Below are 21796 nucleotides of genomic sequence, written 5' to 3'. Positions count from 1 at the left end.
TTTTTTGGTTGACAAAATATAAAAACTTATATTAATATTATTAATACAATAAGCTATGACAAATCAATATCCGGTTAAGATTTTATAGAAGAGTTGCTATATAGCACACCGAAGGAGTAACACTCTCAGGTACTTTTTAAAGTAGGACTGTAAAATTTACGGAACTCTGGAGAGACCCATTATGGGCGCCGAAGGGGCAAGGCTTTTATGCTCAATCTCTCAGGCAAAAGGACAGGGATTATCTACCAAAAATAGTATTTACTAATACTTTTATTTTGGTTGCTAATTAGTGTATATCCAGAGCTGAATCTTTTTTAGATTTAGCTTTTTTTATTACACTAGAAATTATTAATAAATTATACTTATTTCCTGTCAATTACTTCATTAAAAATTCTATTGATTATGTAAAGCAAAAAATGAGGGGGTGTTTTTATGAATCTAATTGATATTTTAAACAAAGTTGATGCTTTTATTTGGGGACCACCCCTACTAGTACTACTAGTTGGTACTGGTATACTACTTACCGCTAAACTTGGAGTTGTACAAATAGCTAAACTTCCAAGGGCTCTTAAGTTAATATTCTCTGCGGAAAACAAAGGTAGTGGTGATGTTTCAAGTTTTGCAGCCTTATGTACTGCTCTAGCTGCTACAGTTGGTACTGGTAATATTGTTGGTGTTGCTACAGCTATCAAAGCTGGTGGACCTGGTGCACTTTTTTGGATGTGGATAGCAGCATTCTTTGGAATGGCTACTAAGTATTCAGAAGGTGTTCTTGCAATAAAATACAGAACTAAAGATAAAAATGGTCAAGTTTCTGGTGGACCAATGTACTACATAGTAAATGGTATGGGGGAAAAATGGAGACCTCTTGCAATATTTTTCGCTATAAGTGGTATACTAGTTGCACTTTTAGGAATAGGAACTTTTACTCAAGTAAATTCAATAACAGATGCGATAAATAATAGCTTTGGAATAGACCCTAGAATTACAGGTGTTATATTAGCAGTATTTGTAGCTTTGGTTGTATTTGGAGGTCTTAAAAGTATATCTAATGTAGCTACTAAAATAGTACCTTTTATGGCAGTTATATATGTCGTAATCTGTGGAATCATTTTAATATCTTTTTGGAATAAAATTCCTGAAACTTTTATGTTAATAATCAAAAGTGCATTTACACCTACTGCTGCTACTGGTGGTTTTCTGGGGGCAACTATGTCACTGGCAATTAGGAATGGTATAGCTCGTGGTGTATTTTCAAATGAATCTGGTCTAGGTAGTGCTCCAATAGCTGCAGCTGCTGCTAAAACTGAATGGCCAGCAGAACAAGGTCTTATATCTATGACGGGTACTTTTATAGATACTATTATAATTTGTACTCTTACTGGATTCTCTCTTGTTATTTCAGGAGTATGGTGTTCAGACCTAAATGGAGCTGTTATGACACAAGCGGCTTTTAACGGAGCAATTCCTACATTTGGACCAATATTACTTACAGTTAGTTTGACATTATTTGCATTTACTACCATTTTAGGATGGAGTTATTATGGAGAAAGATGTTTTGAATTTCTGTTTGGTGTAAAAGGTATGAATGGATATAGAACTGTATTTGTAGCTATGGTGCTATTAGGTGCATTCTTAAAATTAGAAGTTGTTTGGATAATTGCTGATATTGTAAATGGACTTATGGCAATACCTAATCTGATAGCTTTACTTGCATTATCACCTATAATAGTATCTGAAACTAAAAAATACTTTGAACATATAAACTCTCCAGAAAATCAAATAAATAAAAATGTATAAATAAAAAGTATAGAATTCCAAGTCAATTTTATATGACTTTGGAATTCTATATTCTTTTGAAAAAGTATAATAAATATATCTACAGAAATATAGTAATTGAAATAAATAGTACATATATTTTAATTACTATTTTCAATGAAAATTATTTAGATTAAAATTTTATTTCTTCTGGGTATTTCCATGATTTAAATTCATCGACATCTACTACTTCAAGCTCTTTGAACTGGTTTAAAACTAAAGACCTATAGTATATTTCTGCTACCTCTTCTACATATCTTGATTTTAATAATGCTTCCTCTAAATCATTACCTACAGTTGTAAGTCCATGTTTCTCTAGTAAACATGCATCTGTATCTAGCAATAGTTTTGAAACACTCTTAGCTAGTTTTAAAGTTCCCGGTCTTTCATACGGAGCAATATCTACATAACCACCATAATTAACTGATTCATATACAATTGGTATAATTGGTTTCTTTGCTACTGAAAATGCTGTTGCATATAAAGAATGAGTATGTGATATAGCATTTACATTTTCCCTTACTTTGTATATTTCAATATGCATCAACACCTCACTACTTGGTTTAATACCTTTTTCAACTTCTATTACATTTCCATCCAAATCTAATACACAAATATGCTCAACTTTTAATTCTTCTCTTCCTACACCTGAGGGTGTTATAAGTATATATCCAGTCTCTTTATCTCTAATACTAAAATTACCAGCTTTTTCTTTACATAAACCATAACGCTCTGCTTTAATTGCTATTTCCACAACTTTGACCTTTAAAGATTCTAGCATAATTCACCTCCAGATAATCATTTTTGACCATAGTATGCATTTTTTCCATGCTTTCTTGAAAAATGCTTATTCATAAGCACTTTATCCATAATATTATCAGGACTCATTAGCTCTGTATAATAAGCCATCTTTGCAACTTCTTCTAAAACTACTGCATTATGCACAGCTTCATTTGCATCTTTTCCCCATGTAAAAGGTCCATGGTCATTCACAATTATTCCTGGACAATGAATTGGATTTCTTCCCATAAATTCTTCAACAATTACATTTCCAGTTTCCTTTTCGTATTCACTGCAAATTTCTTCTCTAGTCATTTTTCTGGTACATGGTATACTTCCATAAAAATAATCTGCATGAGTAGTCCCACAAGATGGTATAGGCTTTCCTATTTGAGCCCAGATTGTCGCCCAACTTGAATGTGTATGTACTATTCCCCCTAACTCTTCAAACTCTTTATATAAGACTAGATGAGTTGGAGTATCCGAAGAAGGTCTTAATTTACCATCAACTACATTTCCTTCTAAATCAACTACAACCATATCCTCTACAGTCATACTACTATACTCTACCCCACTTGGTTTTATCACTACTAATCCTTTTTCTCTATCTATCCCACTTACATTTCCCCAAGTATAAGTAATTAGTCTTTTCTTAGGTAATTCTAAATTTGCTTTTAATACCTCTTCTTTTAAATTTTCTAACACTTTTCTTCCTCCTATATTTTATTTGAGAAAATTATTTTTATTTTTCCTAATATTGTAATTATAAAATTTAATTGTTTTTTAATTTGTCTGTTAAATTTTTATATTTCTACTAGGATTTTATTAAAATTAATCTCTCTCTTGCTCATTTTACTTAAAAAGTCACCAACTTCATTAAGACCTATTTTATGTGAAATCATGGGTTTAAAAACAATATCACCTTTTCCCATAAAATCCAATGTTGCAGTCCATGCTCTTCCAGGATAAGGGCTTGTATATGAATTCCAAGAACCTTTCAAAGTAAGTTCACCACGTAATATACACTCAGTAGCTTCTACACTAAGTGGTAATTCTGTGTGTGATATACCTACAAACACTATATTACCTCTCTTTTTTGCTACAAGTAGAGATTGTTCTTGTGTAAATCTACTACCAGCAGTCTCTATTACAATATCAGCACCACCATTTGTTATTTTTTTTATTTCTTTAATTATATTTACTTCTTTTGAATTCAATGTATAATTTGCTCCTAGAGATTTAGAAAGTTCTAACTTTTCATTAAAAATATCAACAGCTACAATCTTAGATGCACCAAATACCTTTGCCCATTGTATAGTAAACTGACCTATTGGACCACACCCTAACACAACTACACTATCTCCTACTTTAATGTCAGACTTTGAAATCCCATGATAAGCTATAGTTGCTGGTTCAATTCCAGCAGCAGTTTCATAGTCCAATGTATCTGGTAGTTTTAAAATATGTTCTTCTGGAACTTTTACATACTCTGCCAATGCTCCATTTACTCTTGTTCCAATTATATTGTAATCATCACACAAGCCAAAATTACCTTCATTACAATAATCACATTCTCCACAAGGTACTAATGGTGCAACAGCTACTCTATCTCCTACATTAATATGTTTTACTTTTTCTCCAATTTTAACAACTTCACCAGAAAATTCATGACCTAAAATTAATGGATATGCTGTATTTCCACTCAGACCACTTACCATAGACCTAGGTAAATCTGAACCACATATTCCAACATACTTTACATTTACAAGCACTTCTGTATTTGTTATTTCTGGTATATCTACCATTTCATATCTGACATCACCTACATTATACAATACTGATGCTCTCATTTTATTCTCCATATAAATATCTCCTTTCATGCTATATACTTCTATATAGCAATATCTATGCCATACAAAAGATAAATAGTGTATTCAGATAAATGCCTTATATACAAAGTCTTTTGCCAAGAGAGATTACATTTTATAAAATCAAATTACATTACTGTATAAATATAAAAGAGTATGTTTTCAGGTTATACAGAAAAACTCAACTATAAAAATACACAAATTATAATTACAAATATTATCTAAATAAAAAGAAGTCTATATTTCATTTAAATATTTCTCAGGTATTATCTGATACTTATATAAAATCAATTATAAACTCCTTTAGTTATTCCTATTTATTTTTATAAATTTAAACTGCTACAGGCTCTTCTTCTACATTTTTAAGTGCTTGTTTTTCTAGATAATCAAGAATACTTGCTTTATTCTTTCTAAATAATGCCCACAGAACAAAGTAAATTACAACTGCAAGACCTATATAAATTGGATTTGCACTTAGAAATGCAAAGAAAACTAATCCCATCAAAGGTTTTCCTAGTATATTAAAACTTGTTATTAACATTGCTCCTGCTGGTATAGCTACACCTATATTTGTAGCCATATCTGTAAATAATGGTGCTGTAGATGTACAAATATATAATCCTAGTCCAAACCAAATTATACCTGAAACTAGTACTTTTGGTATATTACCATTATGTATAGCAACTAAACCTTGCACCATATATGGAATTGCTAATAAATCTACAACTGGTAATACTTTATTACCAGGAAGTACCATAGCTATTACAAGCATTATTGGAATTAATATAAGACCCGATATTAGAGTTGCAGGTTCACCATATCCAACAGCATCATTTACTGCTATGTACCACTCACGATTTCCAGCTTTTTGCATAATCTTTCTAGCAGATTCTGTTATAGGTGCAAATGCTTGAGCAAACATACTTGCTACTTTAGGGAAAATTGCCATAACAGCACTTGTAGATATACCTACTTTCATTATTTCTCCCCAAGCTTCCATAGTAGTTATCCTTGTCATATTACCTAATATACCTATAAACATCCCTAAAAAAAGCCCTAAAGTAATTGGTTCACCTAAGAATCCTAATTTCTTCTCTAATTCTTTAGGATTTAATTTTATTTTATTTAGCCCCAATTTATTGTATATAGGGTCTGCAAATACTGCAAACACAGAAGCCTCAACATTATGCATGGCTATTATCGTACAATTAGGGTACCTATAATAGCTAGACCATCTCTTTGCAACTAGCTCTGATATTAACAAACTATATAAGTTTAATAAAACCATACATGCTATACCTAAAGGAAAATTTCCTGTTACTCCTATGACCATTGCTCCCCATACCATATAAGAATAATTATTCCATAAATCTGATGGTTGGAATACATCTGTCCATTTTATTAAAAATAAAATGGTTTGTAATAATATCCCCAGACCTAAATATATCATACCTGCACTTGTTGAAAATGCAACCAATGATGTGGCTTGCCAGCCAACATCAAAAACTGGTAGATTTACTCCTGTACTATCAACCATCCTATTGATAACTGGTGTTATTATTGGTGTAAATGAATTTAGAATCAGTGTAAAACCTTGTAAAGCAACGCCTGCATACACAGCAGAAAGAAACGATTTCTTAGTAGTTACTTTAAATATCTTTGCTATTATGAATATTATAATTGGAACTATAATTGCAGAACCAAATGTATCAATTATGGATTTCATAAATTCTAACATCTTTTATCCTCCTATTTATAAATATTTATAAGATTAATTTAATACTTCTTAAATAACTATTTTTATTATTTTTTAATTTATGACAACATATAAAAAATGTTTTCTTCATAAATATTTAGTTAATATTAGCTTATTATAGTATCTAAATCAATAATTTAAATACTATAATTCACACCTCCAAAGCTTACTTGTCTATCCCTTCAATAACAGTTAAAACTTCTTCAAAGAATGCCTCTTCTCCTATACCCGTTAAGCAAGCAAATGCATTTATAGTTGGTATTCCATAATCTCCCGTTTGAAGTGGACTAGTAAATGTTATAAAATCAAATCTTCCTGATTGTGCTAAATTCAGTGCTTCTGTTGGTCTAGCTTCTGTTGTAGTGATAGAAATTCCCTTATTTCCTAATACTTCTTTTAATTTACCTGCTACCATTGATGATGTAACTGTTCCTGAACCACAAACTGATAATACATTAAATTGTTTCATAATAATTTCCTCCTAATTTTATACTCTAAATTTTTATTTTATATAGATTAAACCTATCTATAAAATAATACTTACTTTGATTGTTTAAATTTTAATTTTTTATTTCTAAGATTGTCTACATTAAATTTCTATAAAATCCAATAATTTAGCTACATCTTCCTTTGTCGATGCATTTTTTATATTTTTTAAAAGCTTTATATTTTGAAAAACTGACATTAAATCTTTTAACAGTTTTACTTGTGAATCTGGATTCTTTACTGCTAATAAAAATACAAGTTCTACATCAAGTCTATCTTTTGGGTCTATCATTGAATTAAACTTTACGGGTTTTTTCAATATGCCCACAGCTACATTAGATTCATTTACATGTTTTGAATCTGTATGTGGAATAGCAACACACATTTCGCCAATATCTAGACCTGTTGGTAATGTCTTTTCTCTTTCCAATACAGCATTTATGTATGTGTCTTTTACATATTCTTTTTGATACATTATATTTCCTAATTCTTCAATAACACTTTCATAATCATTAGATTCTAAACCTAATGATATTAAATCTACATTCATTACTCTGACTCCTCTCAATTTTTTTGCTATGGCTATAGATGTTTAAATTTATCAAATATAATTTTCTTAAAATCATCTTTATTAAAACACTTATTGGCATTGTTCATAAATTCTTCATCTTTTAATATCTCAAGAACATTTTTAACAACCTCTTTATCATTAGCCTGAAAAACTGGCATAAATATGAAATTTACATTGCCTACACCCCAGTCAATAGGATTCTTTAGTTTGACAAAAACAAATCTTGTACTATTTACAGTAGAAGAATCTCCATGAGGCACACCTATAGCTCCTTTAGAATATGTTGGAAGCATCTCTTCTCTATGTAAAACAGAGTCTAAGTAATCTTTTTCTACATATTCTTTATTTATAAGAATTGAACATACATATTCTAATAAATCCTTTTTAAAGTATATATCTGGTTCAAAAATCACTAAATCCTCATCAAGCATTCTTTCATACGATTTAATTAGTTTGTCATCTTGTTGTTTTGATTTTAATAGATAGATATCCAAATTTTTAAAAAGTTCTTTATTATATGGTATAAAATTTATACCTGGTATCTTAGGATTTATTGTCCCAACAATAGCTAATATATTATTTGTATCCTTTAAATTTTCAATTTTATAAAATAGATTTTCATCCAATGCACTCATTTGATAGCATTTAGTATTATCATACTTTTCTTCTAATGTTTTACTTATGTACTTAGCAGTTCCTTCTCCAGTAAGACATAAGGTTACAATTGCATTTGATTTGTCTATGTGTTTTTCCAATTCATAGTTATATCCCATCCTATCTTTTAACAAAGAAAAAAACATTTCATCCAGCTCTTCATCTCCCATAGAAACTTTTCTAGTTGCTTCTAGTGCCATCAAGAGGTCTACTCTATCAATAGTTTTAGTATTTATGTTAGTTCTCTTATTTACTATTTGCCCTATGTTTGTAAGTGAACCAATGTCGACCAAAAATAATATGCCTTTGCCTTGGTCTATTATTTTTGACAATTCTACTGCTTTATTGTATATATTTATTGGTTTTTCATCTAAAGGCATATCTATAGCTACAGGAAATTTTACGCCTAAAAGTTCTTTAACTACATTTACAGTCTCTGTAGCTATACGTCCATGAGAAATTATTATTAACCCTACTTTATCTTTTTTTACTTCATTTTTTAGAGCTGACTTTATATATAGCGTTATAAATCCAATTTCATCATCTGGAATTTTAATACCAATCGATTCCTCAATTTTTATTGCAAAACTTTTACCAATCTCATATTCTTTTGAAAAGTCAATCTTTATTTTTTCTAAATTTACATTTATTATCTTTTGATTTAGTTTAATTCTTTTTATAGCTTCTTCTAAGTGTATCGCTAGATATTTAAACATATTTTTATTTACTTCTAAATTAATATTTTTTTCAATTATATCATTCATAAGTTCTTTTACCAATTTGACTAAGCTATCACTTACAAAACTATTTAAATCACTCATTGAAAAAATCTCTTCATCACTATCTGGATTGAACTTTAAATCAGCAAATCTATTTAAAATAAAAGTCCATAAAATATTCTCTATGTCTATATCTTCAATATCTAGAGACTTTAAGTCATAATATTTCTTTTCAATTGTTTTATATATATCCTCTGGTAATATATACTCATTACTCAAAAGATTTCCTTTTACTGATGATTCTTCTAAATTAAATGGTATAAATATAGCATTTTTCAAATATTTTCTTATCTCTGTGTATTCAACCTCTTGAAAGGCTGTATCTTTAAAAGAATCTTTAAGTTTTAAAACTTCATTTATATCTACTACCACTATCGATTCATTATCTTCATCTTTAGAATTTATAAACTTCATAAAAGCTCTTGCACAAAGAACCTGAATCATATTTTGTAATTGTCCTATATTTCCACTAAATTTTTTTAGTGCAAGTATTTCAATCACATTTTTATCTACAAATATTTTTGCGTTTATTCTATTACACTCTTGTTGAAAGATATTGTATATAAGGTCTATTTTCTCTTTTAATAATCTATCATGTAATGGTGGCAAAGTTATTAGCATTGGTATTCTTCTTCTGAATGTTAATAATAAATTAGTCTCTACATTTTCAGTAGTTGCCCCAATCAACATAATACTTACTTTTCTTTCAGCATTAGTTTCACCTAATCTTCTAAATTTTCCTCTATCTAAGATAGAAAATAGTATTTCTTGACCTTTTGGAGGCAATCTATGTATTTCATCTAAAAATAAAACTCCTTCATCAGCTTCTTCTACAAGACCTGGTGTATCATATTCAGCTCCTGTAAATGCACCTTTTTTATATCCAAATAACAAAGATAATAATAATTGTGGATTGTCACTATAGTCAGCACAATTAAATACAACAAAATTAGAACTTTCTTTTATTATCTTTTTCTGCTTTGCAAATTCATACATATGTCTAGAAAATAAACTCTTACCAACTCCACTTTCTCCAACAATCAATGTTGGTAACCCTTTGGGTGGATACAATATAGCAGATTTAGCCTGCTCTACAGCATTTCTAAGACTCCCTTTATTTCCTATTAAAGTTTCAAATGGGTCACTCGATTCTTCTTTAGTTACCTCGACTACATCCATTTCTAAACTTTCTTTGGGTAAAAGTTCCTCTACAACTCTTCTGGATATATTAAAACCTTCTGTCATCAATTCTCTTGTAATTTCTGATATAGAAATATTCTTATTCTTTTGTAATATTGCTGAAATTGCTGATTTTAAATAAGGATATCTTCTTTGTCTTGAATTACTTATATTAAGCTCTTTTCTCAAATTAGTTATATTCTCTCTAGTTGTACTTAAAAACTTTGCTATTTGAACATCTGTTAATGGATCTTTTTTATTTTCTGTATTTATGATGTTTACAAGTTTATCTCTCAACTCCATGCTTAATAACTCCTTTCTTGATAAATATATAAGCAACTATCATGCCATACTTACTTTAATATTTTTTGCTACTCAAACCCTGTAAGTAACTAGATGTCATAAATATTTATACATTTTGATAAGTATTTACATTTTGTATATTTAGTAATTTACTAAATGTATTAGTTATTCATAATCTTAAATAATTTAATTCTTTGTTTAAATTGTAATGCAAAATACTTTATAAATTTATGATTGAAAAACTTACTCAATCATATATAATAGTACGTATCTACTCAACAATAAAAATTATAATAAACTGTGTTTTTAACTCTTTCTGTTTTAAAATTTTATTTTTATATAATAGTATACATACTTATACATATAAGATTTTAGCTATATACATAGCTTTAACATGATTTTATATGGCGTATTATACTATTTTAACTTAAAATTAATTTATAAATATTAAATTTATATACAGAGGAGAAAACGATATGAATACATTTAAATCTGAAGTTTTATTGAAATATTCTGCAAAAGATATATTTAATATATTTACAAAATCTGCAAGACTAAATTTTCCTAATTTTAATGAGAAAAAAGCAGTAGGCACATTTGTACAACAAAAAAATAATAAAAGATTTAAGATTGAAATAACTAATTTCGAAAAAAATAGAGTATATGAAATAAAAACAAGCAATAAAAGAGAAAGTATTATTACTAGATATGAACTAGTACATATTGATTTAAAAAATACAAAACTTATTTTTACTGAAAGTGAAAGCGAGAGAAATGTATTTGGAAAAATCAATTCAGTTCTTGTAAGAGTATTGTTTGGAAAAAGGCAACCAGAAGAATTTAATAAATTTATAAAAAATCTAGAAATGGAGTTAGAAAATAATAATATTAATTTATAGATATAAGTTAGATTATATTGTATTTAAAAAGTATCTAAAAATATTTATAAAATTAAAATATTATTTAAGACTTAATGATTGTATTAAATTATATAATTTATTGGATAAATCTGTTATTATTATATTAAATTGGTGACTTTCATCATTTCGAGGTAAGAAAGAAAAAAACAAATTAATAACGTGAGGTGAAAACTTATGCCAATTAATTCTTTTGAAAATTATCCTATGAACTGGAAACCAAAGAGACCTTCAAAAGGACAGATATTATATAAGGCTCTTGCAGAACAACTAGAGCAAGATATCAACAGCGGATTTTTATTGCCTGGTACTAAATTACCGCCCCAACGTGAATTGGCAGATTTCCTAGATGTTAATGTAAGTACTATCTCTAGAGCCTTTAAAATTTGTGAAAAAAAAGGATTAATAAGTGGAGTTACAGGAAGTGGAACTTTTGTGTCTTATGATACACGTTCAAATCTATTCTTAATGTCCAGTAATAATAAAATTACGTTTATTGAAATGGGCACAATGAATCCAGATTTCACACTAGAAGAAATGAATACTTTATTTAAACATATAATTAAAGAAATAGATTTTAAAACGATATTCCAATATGGACAAAGAGATGGCGCTAAATGGCAAAAAGAAGCTATTGCCAAACTAATTTATAAGGCTGGGCTTGAAACCACAGCAGATAGCTTACTCCCTGCAAGTGGTGGACAAAATGCAATTGTTGCCATTTTGGCAGGTTTGTTTCAACATGGAGATAGAATAGGTGTAGACCCACTAACTTATCCTGGAATAAAGACAGCAGCTAAAATGCTTGGAATACAACTAATTCCAATTAAACAAGAAAATAATGAAATTAGTGAAGAGGGCTTATTGTATGCTTGCAAAAATGAAAATATTAAAGGTCTATACATAATACCAGATTATCAAAACCCAACTACACATATAATGTCACAAAATGGACGAAAAATGATTGCAAATATTGCATCTAAATACAATTTAATTGTTATTGAGGATGCTATTCATAGTTTACTTAATGAAACACATTTAAATCCAGTGGCTTCCTATCTGCCCAATCAAACAATTTATATTACGAGTTTATCAAAAATTATCGCACCTAGTTTACGGCTAGCATATATCTCTACACCTAAACAGTATCGAGAGGCATTATCAAGCGCATTATACAACATTAATTTATCTCAATCTTATTTTCTAACAGAAATTGCTTATCGTATGATTACATCAGGTGAAGCTGATAAATTAATTAATGCACGTCGTAAGTCTGCAAGAAGAAGAAACAAGATTATTAATCAATATTTATCTGGGTATAATCTTTTAGGAAATGAAGAATGTATATTTAGATGGTTGGTTCTGCCTGAGGGAGTAATGGCAGAAAAGTTTGAAATACAAGCACTTAAAGAAGGTGTACAGGTTTATGCTTCTGAGCGTTTTGCTGTTGGAAAAGAAAAACCTATTTCTGCAATAAGAATAGCTGTATGTGCTACAGAAAGTACAGAAGAGCTTAAAGCTGGTCTGACTGTATTAAAAAGACTATTAGAAGAGGAAAAATAATTGTATTGCACACAATATTTTAATTGTGTGTATTTTTTTTTGTTGTTAAAATAAAATTACACCAGATAGTAATTAACTTATAGAGATTAATATGTATTATTACATCATAATAACAAATAGATAAAATTTAATAACCGTTTAAGATTATCTATTTGTTGTATAGTAATTTATATATTAATCCAAATTTATTTTTAATTATAATTGCAATTATACAATTAATCTATTTTTCTGTTTTACTAATACTTTAATACATTTAATACAAAAGGAGTGATTTATTGTGGAAAGAACTCAACAATTAAGAGAAAGCTTTATTGCTTCAATTCCTATATTTTTAGGTTACATACCTATAGGTATAGTAGGAGGAATACTATTACAAAAATCTGGTCTTTCACCTTTTCAAATAGCACTAATGGTAACTTTAGTATTTGGAGGAAGCTCTCAATTCATTGCAGCTTCAATGATTTCTACTGGTGCAAGTGTAACGTCTATTGTTTTGACTACATTTATAGTTAACTTAAGACATTTTCTAATGAGCTCTAATTTGAACATGTACATAAAAAATAAAAGCCCAAAATTTATATTGCCATTTTGCCATACTATAACAGATGAAACTTTTGCAGTTAATTATGAAAAATTTACTGCTGGAAATTGGTCTGATAGAAATGCTATTTATCTCAATTTCTTCTGCTTAATTTCATCAGTTTTAGCTAATTTTATTGGCGCATTTTTAGGAGAAAGTATATCTATAGACAGCTCCATTTCTGGATTCATATTAACTTCTATGTTTATAGCTTTAATAGTTTCTCAAATAAAAAATAAGATTTATATTGTAGTATTTATATCATCAATCATTATTTCTGTTATTTTATATTCATTATTCAAAAGTAATTTAGTAGTAATAGTTGCATCAATTTTAGCATCTTTAATTGGTTTCTTTATAGAAGAATCTTACTGTAAAAAGGAGGAATCTTATGAATAATAATTATATATTTTTTATTATAATTGGAATGTATATTGTTACATATCTACCAAGAGTGCTTCCTATGTTAATTTTCTCGAAAAAAGAGATGCCTGATTTTTTGAAAAAAATTATGAAATTTATTCCTGTAGCAATACTTACTTCCTTAACTGCTAAAGATGTATTTTTTAATGGAGATAGCCTATATTTATCTATATCTAATCCTAAAATTATATCTTTTATGATTGTACTTCTTGTCGCATATAAGTTTAAATCTATTGGTATTTCTATTGTTACAGGTGTGATATCTATATATTTATTTGGAATTATCATGTAATATTTGGATAATGTTTTATTTTATAAGTTATTTTATAAACTATGTGTACAATTTTAATTTAAGTTGTTATATTGTTGATTTTAAATAAAAAAACAGAGTGGCTTAAAGTTACTCTGTTTTTACACTTCATCCTCTACTGTCAATGTTCTAATATCTTATAATAAAAGCTTCTGACAGTCAAAAGCATATGTATAATTAAATACTATCTCAGTCCATATTTGTTACTTCTTCTTCATATTTTTGAAACTCTAAATTTGCTTTAAATAAATCTCCATCTATTTCTATATAGAATTTTCCACCTTGTAAATCTACTAAGTCTCTTGCAATAGCAAGTCCTAATCCACTACCTTCAGTATTCCTTGATTCATCAGCTCTTTTAAATCTTTCCATAATCTCACTTGGGTCAAAATTTAATTCATAAGAAGATATATTTTTCATAGTTACCTTTATATTTTCACCATAGTCATATATATCAATATAAACTCTAGTTTCTTCTAAAGAATATTTTGCTATATTAGATAAAAGATTTTCAAATACTCTATACATTCTTCTTCCATCTGCCCATATATATACCTTATCATTTGGAACATTTAATTTGATATATAAATTATTTTTAGATAATTTTTCTTCAAGCTCACCTATACTTTGTCTTAAGAGTTGTACTAAATCAATCTTGCTAATTTGTAATTCTATATTACCACTACTTACTCTACTAGCTTCAAATAAATCTTCTATCAATAATTTTAGTCTTTTTGACTTTGACTCAAGCACATTTATATAATCATTTATATATTCTGGTTGTATCGATTCTTCTTTTTTAATTAAATCTACATAATTTATTATAGAAGTAAGCGGAGTTTTCAAATCATGAGATACATTTGTTATAAGGTCAGACTTCATTCTTTCACTTTTTACTTGCTCTTCTATTGCTTTATCAAGACCTTCTCCAATATTATTTATATTTTCAGCTAAAGACGCAAAATTATCATTCCCAGTAATTTTTATCTTATAATCTAATTCTCCCTGTTTTATCCTTTCTGTACCTTCTATTACATAACTAAGATATGAAAGTCTTTTAGTTATATATACTGCAAATCCTAAAAAAATACATATAGAAAACAACAATCCAATGCTTATACTTTGAACACTAATTACCATGATTAAAACTAAAGATGTTATCACTATCAAAATAGCTTTTCTTGCTAAAGATACTTTCTTTATAGCGTTAATAACCTCACTTACAGTTTTTATTAACCATAAAATCACTCTTATTATAATACTTGACTTAAATATACATATTTTATTTTCTAAATAACTTAATTGAACATTTATAAAAAATATATTATTTGATACTACCAGTAAAGATAAAGAAACTAACATAATTACATAAATATGATAAGATACATTAAGAGCATACACAGTTAAAATCGCAATTGAAATAGATACCAATATTGTATTAAATTCCATAGGTATTTTATTGTATATTAATAAAAATATGTTATTTTTTTTTAAGGCTTCACATTTTATTTTACTATACAAAATTATAGATAATAAACATATAATTGCTAAACTTAAACTAGCTACAAAAAATAATCTTACTTTTTCTGTAGCTTGTTTAAATATTTGAAAGTTAGTGTATACTATTCCATCTCCTATAGTAGGCTCTTTTGGAAAAGATACATATGCCTCAAAAGATTCATCAAATCCATTTAGTTCCATACTAACATTATTCAGTTCAAATTTTTCTCCATTTATTTTCTTGGTATATGAGCTCTTTTCTACATTACTTATTATCTCTATATCACAATAACTCTTAGTTTTTTGTTTAAAATCCTCTAAAGTATTATATGTTGTATTTGTATAAAATTCTCCTGAATATGTATTGATAACGTATATTTTTATATTTTTTAGAGAATCTAAATATTTAGTAGCAATATTTTTATTGTTCATGATTCTATTATAATCATAAGTACTACTACTTAAATCTATATTTTTACTTTTTGTTTGGCGAAACTCATAATTTAATTTACTTTTTTCTTCACTAGTTAACTGACTATCCACAGATAACTTAATATTGTATAATAAATCTGACATTGTTCCTTCATCAAATATATTACTATAATAAAAATCATTAGATATATTAAAAATTCCACTATTCGTAGAAGTCTTTTGTATATTGTATTTAGGCTCAGCAAGTCCTATTGTTGCCAACAATATAGTTAATGGAAATGAGATAGATACTATGATTAATGAAACTAACTTTAATGCTCTATATTTTTCCAAGTTGCTCACCTCATCTACATTGTCAGTATTTTATATAAGATAAAATTTAAAAAAAGCATAATTCCCATAGAATAACTTAAACTGCTTGAGAAAAAATTAAAACATATTAGAATTCCTAACATTTGTGTAAATGTAAAAATGACTAAAATCAAAATACAATTAAATATTAAACTCTTTTCTTTTATAATTTTTCCACTAAAATTTTTCAATCTTATAACCAACTCCCCACACCACCTTTAAAAATCTTGGTTCTTTTGGATTTATCTCAATCTTTTCTCTTATTCGCCTAATATGCACTGCTACTGTATTTTCTGAATTAAAACTTTCCTCATTCCATACTTTTTCGTATATCTCATCTATTGAGAAAACTCGTCCTTTATTTTCTAAAAGAAGTTTAATAATTTTATACTCAATTGGAGTCATTTTTATGTTCTCGCCATCAATTTTTACTTCTTTTGTTAGTGTATTTAACTCCAAAGTTCCACTTTTTAAAATTTCTTTACATGTGTCTTCATAATTGCCTAAAGTTACATATCGCCTTAAATTTGATTTAACTCTAGCTATAAGCTCCAATAGATTAAAAGGCTTTGTTATATAATCGTCAGCTCCAATATTTAGTCCCATTATTTTATCTGTATCTTCACTTTTTGCTGAAATTAAAATTATTGGAATGTTTCTTTCTTCTCTTATTTTTACTGTTGCTTTGATTCCATCCAATTTAGGCATCATTATATCCATTAATATTAGATGAATGTCATTCTCTGTTATTATTTCCAAAGCTTTTATTCCATCATATGCTTTATATATTTTAAAGCCTTCCGATTTAAGATATATTTCTATTGAATCAACAATTTCTTTATCATCATCTACTACTAATATATTGTACATATTTTCACTTCCTCTATTGTATAATAATACTTATCTCTATTATACAATATCTTTCACTTACTTTCTCAACAATGACTAAATTGTTATATTACATTGGCTTACATTTTTGTAACTTTCCTTTATAAGTATATAATAAAATATAAATCTTAAGAAAATATTATCCTAATTCTTAAATATTTCTTAAGATTTATACTAAATTGAGGTTTATTTGAATTATGTTGTTTTCAGGAGTAAAATAACATTCATATATAAATTTATTAATTTTTCAATCAGGTATGTTGAATAATAATTAATTCTATTGTATTATTGTAATTGTAGAATAAAACTAAATCGGCAAAGCTAGAGAAATTTAGTGACGCAAAGCTATAGGGACTAAGACTTATAGAATATCTTATGAGTTATGTCAGCCAGTTGCCAAAAAGATATTTTCTTTTTGTTTTTTATGAAAGTTTTTTAGGGGGATAAATATATTATGTTTAGAGATAAAATGGATAAATGTACACATATGCTAACTGCTTATATTGGCAGTTCATATGATTATTGTGATTTTATAGATACACAGTTAGATGATTTTATACTAGAGTACGGAGAAAATGTTGTAGAATCTTGCTTGCATCAAGTGATGGTATTAGTAAGTAAGTATAATTAGGTAGATTTTATTTTCTAGGAAACCCTTTTTAGTTTTATCTACATTTATATTAATATATAGTAATACAAAATATTTAAATATATTTTAATACTAAAGGTAAACAAAAATGTTAACTAAAAATTATAATTAAATAGACATTTGTATTAAGCTATGATATAATAGTATTTGTGGTAATACACAAGTAAATCAAGTATATCTTGATATAGGTTAATAGGAGTATTTTTAATGAATAATGGAATAGTGAAATGGTTTAACAATGAAAAAGGATTTGGGTTTATATCAATGGAAAGTGGAGATGATGTATTTGCTCATTTCTCAGCTATACAAACTTCAGGATTTAAATCATTAGAAGAAGGTCAAAAAGTAAGCTTTGATATAGTTAAAGGCGCTAGAGGTCCTCAAGCAGAAAATATAACTATATTATAATATATAGATTTTTCGGAAAGACTCTTTTAAGAGTCTTTTTTTTATTGATGTATTTTGGAAAGAAGTAAAAAACAATCTCAATAAGAGTATACTTAGTCTAAATACTTTTTATAAAATAAACCTCACAAAAATATCTTTATAAAGTATATACTTAAACTTACAAATACCCTTTTTAGTTAAACTATATAATAATATTATAATTTTAATTGTAGCATATCAAAATTTTCAACTATCTCACAAACACATATACTTTCTTTTTTATTCAATTCTGATAGAATATTTTTTTATAAGTTGTCAAAATTAAAACATATTTATATATTAGAGTTTTATTTTTTAATGAAATATGATAAACATAAAATCATTTTAAAAAATAAAAAGGCTACAATCGCTTAGTTTATAGCTAGTTTTTAAATTTAAAATACTTTAAAGTATTGATTTATAAATCACTAATATTTTGATTAGTTTTATACACAAACATTTATTTAATTTTAAATTAATAAAAAAATTTTGTTCCATTAATCTACTCTATAATTTCCAGTATTTAAGAAATAATTTTTAGTATTTTGTTTGATAATATAACTAAGACAACTTTTCGGGAGATGATTAAATGACATTCAAAAATAAAAAATTTACTATAAATAAATATGGAATTTTATCTATCATTCTAGTTTTATGCTTGATTTTAACTGGTTTTAACAGTTATGTAAATTATAGTAATAGAAGATTTAAAGATTACGTTGTCTTCTATGTTCAACATCAAGATGATGAAGTGTTGTGGGCTGGTAGTGCTATTGTAAACGCTATAAAAGAAAGAGGAAAAAGTCATGTATTTGTGGTTTTAGTATCCACTGGGTGTGGTATATATGTTTTTAATAAATATAAAAAATATGAAAATCTCACAAACATGCAAAAATCAAAATACAGAAACAGAGAATTTTTAGCTTCTCTTGATAAACTTGGTGTAAAAAAAGAGAATGTAATATTATTGCCAGAAAAAAATATAAATGGTAATACTGACTTCAATTATATGGAAAAAATCGCTCTTCTTTTTGAAGAAAAGCTTAAGAATGTAACTCATATAGCACATACTTATAAGTTGGATGACCATTTGCAACATTTAAAAAATGGTTCAGTTATCCAAAATTTATATAATACTGGTAAAATAAAAGATGCTAAATATTTTGTAAAGCCCAAATTTGCTGATAAAATAACCTTTAATAATAAGATAGTTTATAAAGCCCATTCTACTGAAGATTATGAAAAAGTAAAAAACGCCTGTCAACAATACAAACTTGTTGATGAGTTAGAATGTAGAGAAGGTATTGGCTATAAATCCGACCATAAATCGTTTGATGAATTATTAAGCAATAAAGATGTTCCTGCTATACTTCATACACCTAATTTATAATAAATATTTATTGTTTTAGCTTAAGTTATAATAAGGAAATTATTTGAGATTTTGTGATATAGCACTGTCTTGTGCTATACTACTTTTTCTCATCCAATTATTACACATATCTAAATTCATCCTCTCTTAAAATATATATAAATATTGTCATTAAAATCTATAAATCTTCTACGGCTCTGGTCTTGGTTTATCAATTGCTCAAAATATAATCGAATTAGAAAATGCATACATGGAAATAATTATAGACGCTGATTTATTTAAGGTAATACTTACTTTCAGAAAAGTTAATTAATATAAAAACATACTTTTAAGTTATTTAGACAAGAAAAAAACCTCCTTAGAGGTCTCTTTCTGAATGTTGGGGTTTATATTTACATATTTTTTGATTATACCTTTTTTGGTGTTATATCAATACATTTTAAATTATATTTCTCTATAATTCATCATGTATTTCATCTCTCTGTATTTATAATATCATATAGTGTTTCCATAATCAGTTACATCTCTGTTACCTAAGATTACAATTTTGTAATATTTGTAATCTTAGGTACAAATTTACATTCATTCTTCAATATAAATATATGTTTTTTACTTACCCTAAAGACCTTTTAAATCATATTTTTCTAAGAAAAGTTTTAACTTAGAATAAATTTGTTCTGCTCCACCAATTTTATTTGATTCAATATTTAAAGCTAATAATGGTTCATGTAGTGATATTCTAAGTAAAAACCATCCATCCCCATTTGATTCATCGCAATTAACTCTTATACCTTCAAAATTATTTGGTGCTACAAACCATCCATCAATACTTCTGACATGAGAATCTAAATCTTTTAATATATTTTCTGCATATGGTCTAAAGTCTTCTTTAGTAATTCCTATTCTAACTTCTTTTTCTTCTCGAGCTTCTTCAAGGTTTTCTATCAATTCTTCTATAGTCTTTCCTTCCAAGGATAGTTTTGCTACTTTTATTAAAATTTTAGCTATTAAATATGCCCCATCATCTAGGAAGTAATTTTCTTTTAAAGCAGCATGCCCAGATGTCTCTATAGCTAAATGGCACTCTTCACCTTCACTATTTAATCTTATGGCTTCATTTATTACATTTTTATATCCTCTTTTAAATCTATGATGCCTTCCTCCTAATTCATTTATGAATTTAGCAAGACCTTCTGAAGTAATAGAATCAGTTACTATAGCTGTTTTTGGATGTTCTTCCAGTATTATTGATGATATAACAGCTATAAGAGCATTTTTATTTATTGGTTTGCCATTTTTACCTACAATAGCAGCTCTATCTACATCTGTATCAAATATTATTCCTAAATCGCTCTTATTATCCAACACAGCTTTACATATGCTTTCCATTGCTTCTTTATTTTCAGGATTAGGTATATGATTTGGGAACATACCGTCTGGGTTCAAAAACTGACTGCCTGTTGTATCTGCTCCCAGTATGTGTAAAACTTTTTCAGCAAAGAATCCACCAGCTCCATTTCCTGCATCAACCAATATCTTAAGTCCAGAAAAAGGCTTTTCATAATTTTTACTTGAATTTACACCTCTTCTAATTTTATCTATCAATAAATTAGAATAATCTTCTATTAAATTTTTTGCTATAACTTCACCTTTTTTATCTGATTCTTCATAGTCTACACTATCATTTTTAACAGCTATATCCAACATCTCTTTTATATCTGTTTTTTCTAGACCACCATTTTCTGTAAAAAATTTTAAACCATTATAGTAATAAGGTAAATGACTAGCTGTAATCATAATCGACCCATCAGAATTATATCCATCCATAATAGTTGTCATAAACATAGCTGGAGTCGTAGCAATCTCACAATCAATTACATTACAATTATCATTAGTTAAAGTTTCAATAACAGTACCTCTAAATTGACTTCCTGTTATTCTAGAATCAGTTCCTACAGCAACAGTTACTTTATCTTTCTTAGTCTTTTCTTTTAGCCAAATATGAAACGCTTTAGCTATTTTTCTTACTTCTTCTACAGTTAGGTTGACTTCTTTAGAATCATTTTCATACGCTATTCCTCTAATATCAGTACCATTTTGCAGTTTATATAGGTCTCCCATAAAAAATTCTCCTTACTCAACTAAAATTTTTATTAAATATTATAAAACTTCTTGTTTCTATTTAAGCTTTTCA

Annotated in this window: 18 protein-coding genes and 2 riboswitches; of the genes, 8 read left to right on the top strand and 10 right to left on the bottom strand. The window is 27.3% G+C overall.

Annotation, left to right across the window (positions count from 1 at the left end; genetic code table 11):
• Positions 1–156: 156 nt before the first annotated feature.
• Positions 157–245: riboswitch (glycine riboswitch) on the top strand.
• Positions 246–432: 187 nt separating this feature from the next.
• Complete coding sequence (locus tag IR152_RS00840; RefSeq protein ID WP_227449946.1) at positions 433–1800, top strand: alanine/glycine:cation symporter family protein; 1368 nt, start codon at positions 433–435, stop codon at positions 1798–1800.
• A 151-nt stretch (positions 1801–1951) separates the two neighbouring features.
• On the opposite strand, the gene IR152_RS00835 is transcribed toward IR152_RS00840, so the two are convergent.
• From IR152_RS00835 to IR152_RS00805, 7 genes are all read right to left on the bottom strand, one after another.
• A complete protein-coding gene (locus tag IR152_RS00835) occupies positions 1952–2599 on the bottom strand; it encodes a class II aldolase/adducin family protein (RefSeq protein ID WP_227449945.1) in 648 nt (215 codons plus the stop codon).
• A 17-nt stretch (positions 2600–2616) separates the two neighbouring features.
• Positions 2617–3303, bottom strand: coding sequence for an L-ribulose-5-phosphate 4-epimerase (gene araD, locus IR152_RS00830; protein WP_227449944.1), 687 nt, complete (start codon positions 3301–3303; stop codon positions 2617–2619).
• 98 nt (positions 3304–3401) lie between these two features.
• Positions 3402–4460 (bottom strand): galactitol-1-phosphate 5-dehydrogenase, encoded by a 1059-nt coding sequence (locus IR152_RS00825; protein WP_227449943.1) that lies wholly within the window; start codon positions 4458–4460, stop codon positions 3402–3404.
• Positions 4461–4797: 337 nt separating this feature from the next.
• Positions 4798–6204 carry a PTS galactitol transporter subunit IIC gene (locus IR152_RS00820; RefSeq protein WP_227449942.1) on the bottom strand — a complete coding sequence of 469 codons (1407 nt, stop codon included), beginning with the start codon at positions 6202–6204 and terminating at the stop codon, positions 4798–4800.
• A gap of 184 nt (positions 6205–6388) precedes the next feature.
• Positions 6389–6691, bottom strand: a complete 303-nt coding sequence (locus IR152_RS00815; RefSeq protein ID WP_003423222.1) for a PTS sugar transporter subunit IIB — start codon at positions 6689–6691, stop codon at positions 6389–6391.
• A gap of 120 nt (positions 6692–6811) precedes the next feature.
• On the bottom strand, positions 6812–7258 hold the full coding sequence (locus IR152_RS00810; protein ID WP_227449941.1) for a PTS sugar transporter subunit IIA: 447 nt from the start codon (positions 7256–7258) through the stop codon (positions 6812–6814).
• 32 nt (positions 7259–7290) lie between these two features.
• Positions 7291–10194, bottom strand: a complete 2904-nt coding sequence (locus IR152_RS00805; protein ID WP_227449940.1) for a sigma 54-interacting transcriptional regulator — start codon at positions 10192–10194, stop codon at positions 7291–7293.
• Between the two features lie 476 nt (positions 10195–10670).
• On the opposite strand from IR152_RS00805, the gene IR152_RS00800 reads away from it, so the two are divergent.
• The 4 genes from IR152_RS00800 (at position 10671) to IR152_RS00785 (ending at position 13969) form a co-directional block, all read left to right on the top strand.
• Positions 10671–11093: a DUF3284 domain-containing protein gene (locus IR152_RS00800; protein ID WP_227449939.1), complete on the top strand. Its 423-nt coding sequence runs from the start codon at positions 10671–10673 to the stop codon at positions 11091–11093.
• Positions 11094–11288: 195 nt separating this feature from the next.
• Positions 11289–12674, top strand: a complete 1386-nt coding sequence (locus IR152_RS00795; RefSeq protein WP_227449938.1) for a PLP-dependent aminotransferase family protein — start codon at positions 11289–11291, stop codon at positions 12672–12674.
• A gap of 277 nt (positions 12675–12951) precedes the next feature.
• On the top strand, positions 12952–13653 hold the full coding sequence (locus tag IR152_RS00790) for an AzlC family ABC transporter permease (protein ID WP_227449937.1): 702 nt from the start codon (positions 12952–12954) through the stop codon (positions 13651–13653).
• The gene (locus IR152_RS00785) at positions 13646–13969 is read left to right on the top strand and encodes an AzlD domain-containing protein (protein WP_227449936.1); all 324 of its coding nucleotides are present in this window, start codon (positions 13646–13648) and stop codon (positions 13967–13969) included. The genes IR152_RS00790 and IR152_RS00785 overlap by 8 nt, the downstream gene beginning before the upstream one ends.
• Before the next feature lie 207 nt (positions 13970–14176).
• Here the strand turns inward: IR152_RS00785 and IR152_RS00780 are convergent, their stop codons facing one another.
• Entirely contained in the window at positions 14177–16252 is a 2076-nt protein-coding gene (locus tag IR152_RS00780; protein WP_255624287.1) for a sensor histidine kinase, read from the bottom strand.
• Positions 16253–16447: 195 nt separating this feature from the next.
• Positions 16448–17140 (bottom strand): response regulator transcription factor, encoded by a 693-nt coding sequence (locus tag IR152_RS00775; protein WP_227449934.1) that lies wholly within the window; start codon positions 17138–17140, stop codon positions 16448–16450.
• Positions 17141–17462: 322 nt separating this feature from the next.
• A riboswitch (cyclic di-GMP riboswitch) is annotated at positions 17463–17559 on the top strand.
• Between the two features lie 53 nt (positions 17560–17612).
• Here IR152_RS00775 and IR152_RS00770 point away from each other — a divergent pair.
• The 3 genes from IR152_RS00770 (at position 17613) to IR152_RS00760 (ending at position 19623) form a co-directional block, all read left to right on the top strand.
• Positions 17613–17789 carry a hypothetical protein gene (locus IR152_RS00770; protein ID WP_021400728.1) on the top strand — a complete coding sequence of 59 codons (177 nt, stop codon included), beginning with the start codon at positions 17613–17615 and terminating at the stop codon, positions 17787–17789.
• A 225-nt stretch (positions 17790–18014) separates the two neighbouring features.
• The gene (locus IR152_RS00765; RefSeq protein WP_003423148.1) at positions 18015–18215 is read left to right on the top strand and encodes a cold-shock protein; all 201 of its coding nucleotides are present in this window, start codon (positions 18015–18017) and stop codon (positions 18213–18215) included.
• A gap of 607 nt (positions 18216–18822) precedes the next feature.
• The gene (locus IR152_RS00760; protein WP_227449933.1) at positions 18823–19623 is read left to right on the top strand and encodes a PIG-L family deacetylase; all 801 of its coding nucleotides are present in this window, start codon (positions 18823–18825) and stop codon (positions 19621–19623) included.
• Between the two features lie 597 nt (positions 19624–20220).
• Here IR152_RS00760 and IR152_RS00755 read toward each other — a convergent pair.
• On the bottom strand, positions 20221–21723 hold the full coding sequence (locus IR152_RS00755) for a phosphomannomutase/phosphoglucomutase (protein WP_227449932.1): 1503 nt from the start codon (positions 21721–21723) through the stop codon (positions 20221–20223).
• Positions 21724–21796: the final 73 nt, after the last annotated feature.

Source organism: Clostridioides sp. ES-S-0108-01 (assembly GCF_020662285.1).
Taxonomy (GTDB): Bacteria; Bacillota; Clostridia; order Peptostreptococcales; family Peptostreptococcaceae; genus Clostridioides.
The sequence above is the reverse complement of the archived record's forward strand: the minus strand, read 5'-3'. Positions and strand labels throughout refer to the sequence as shown.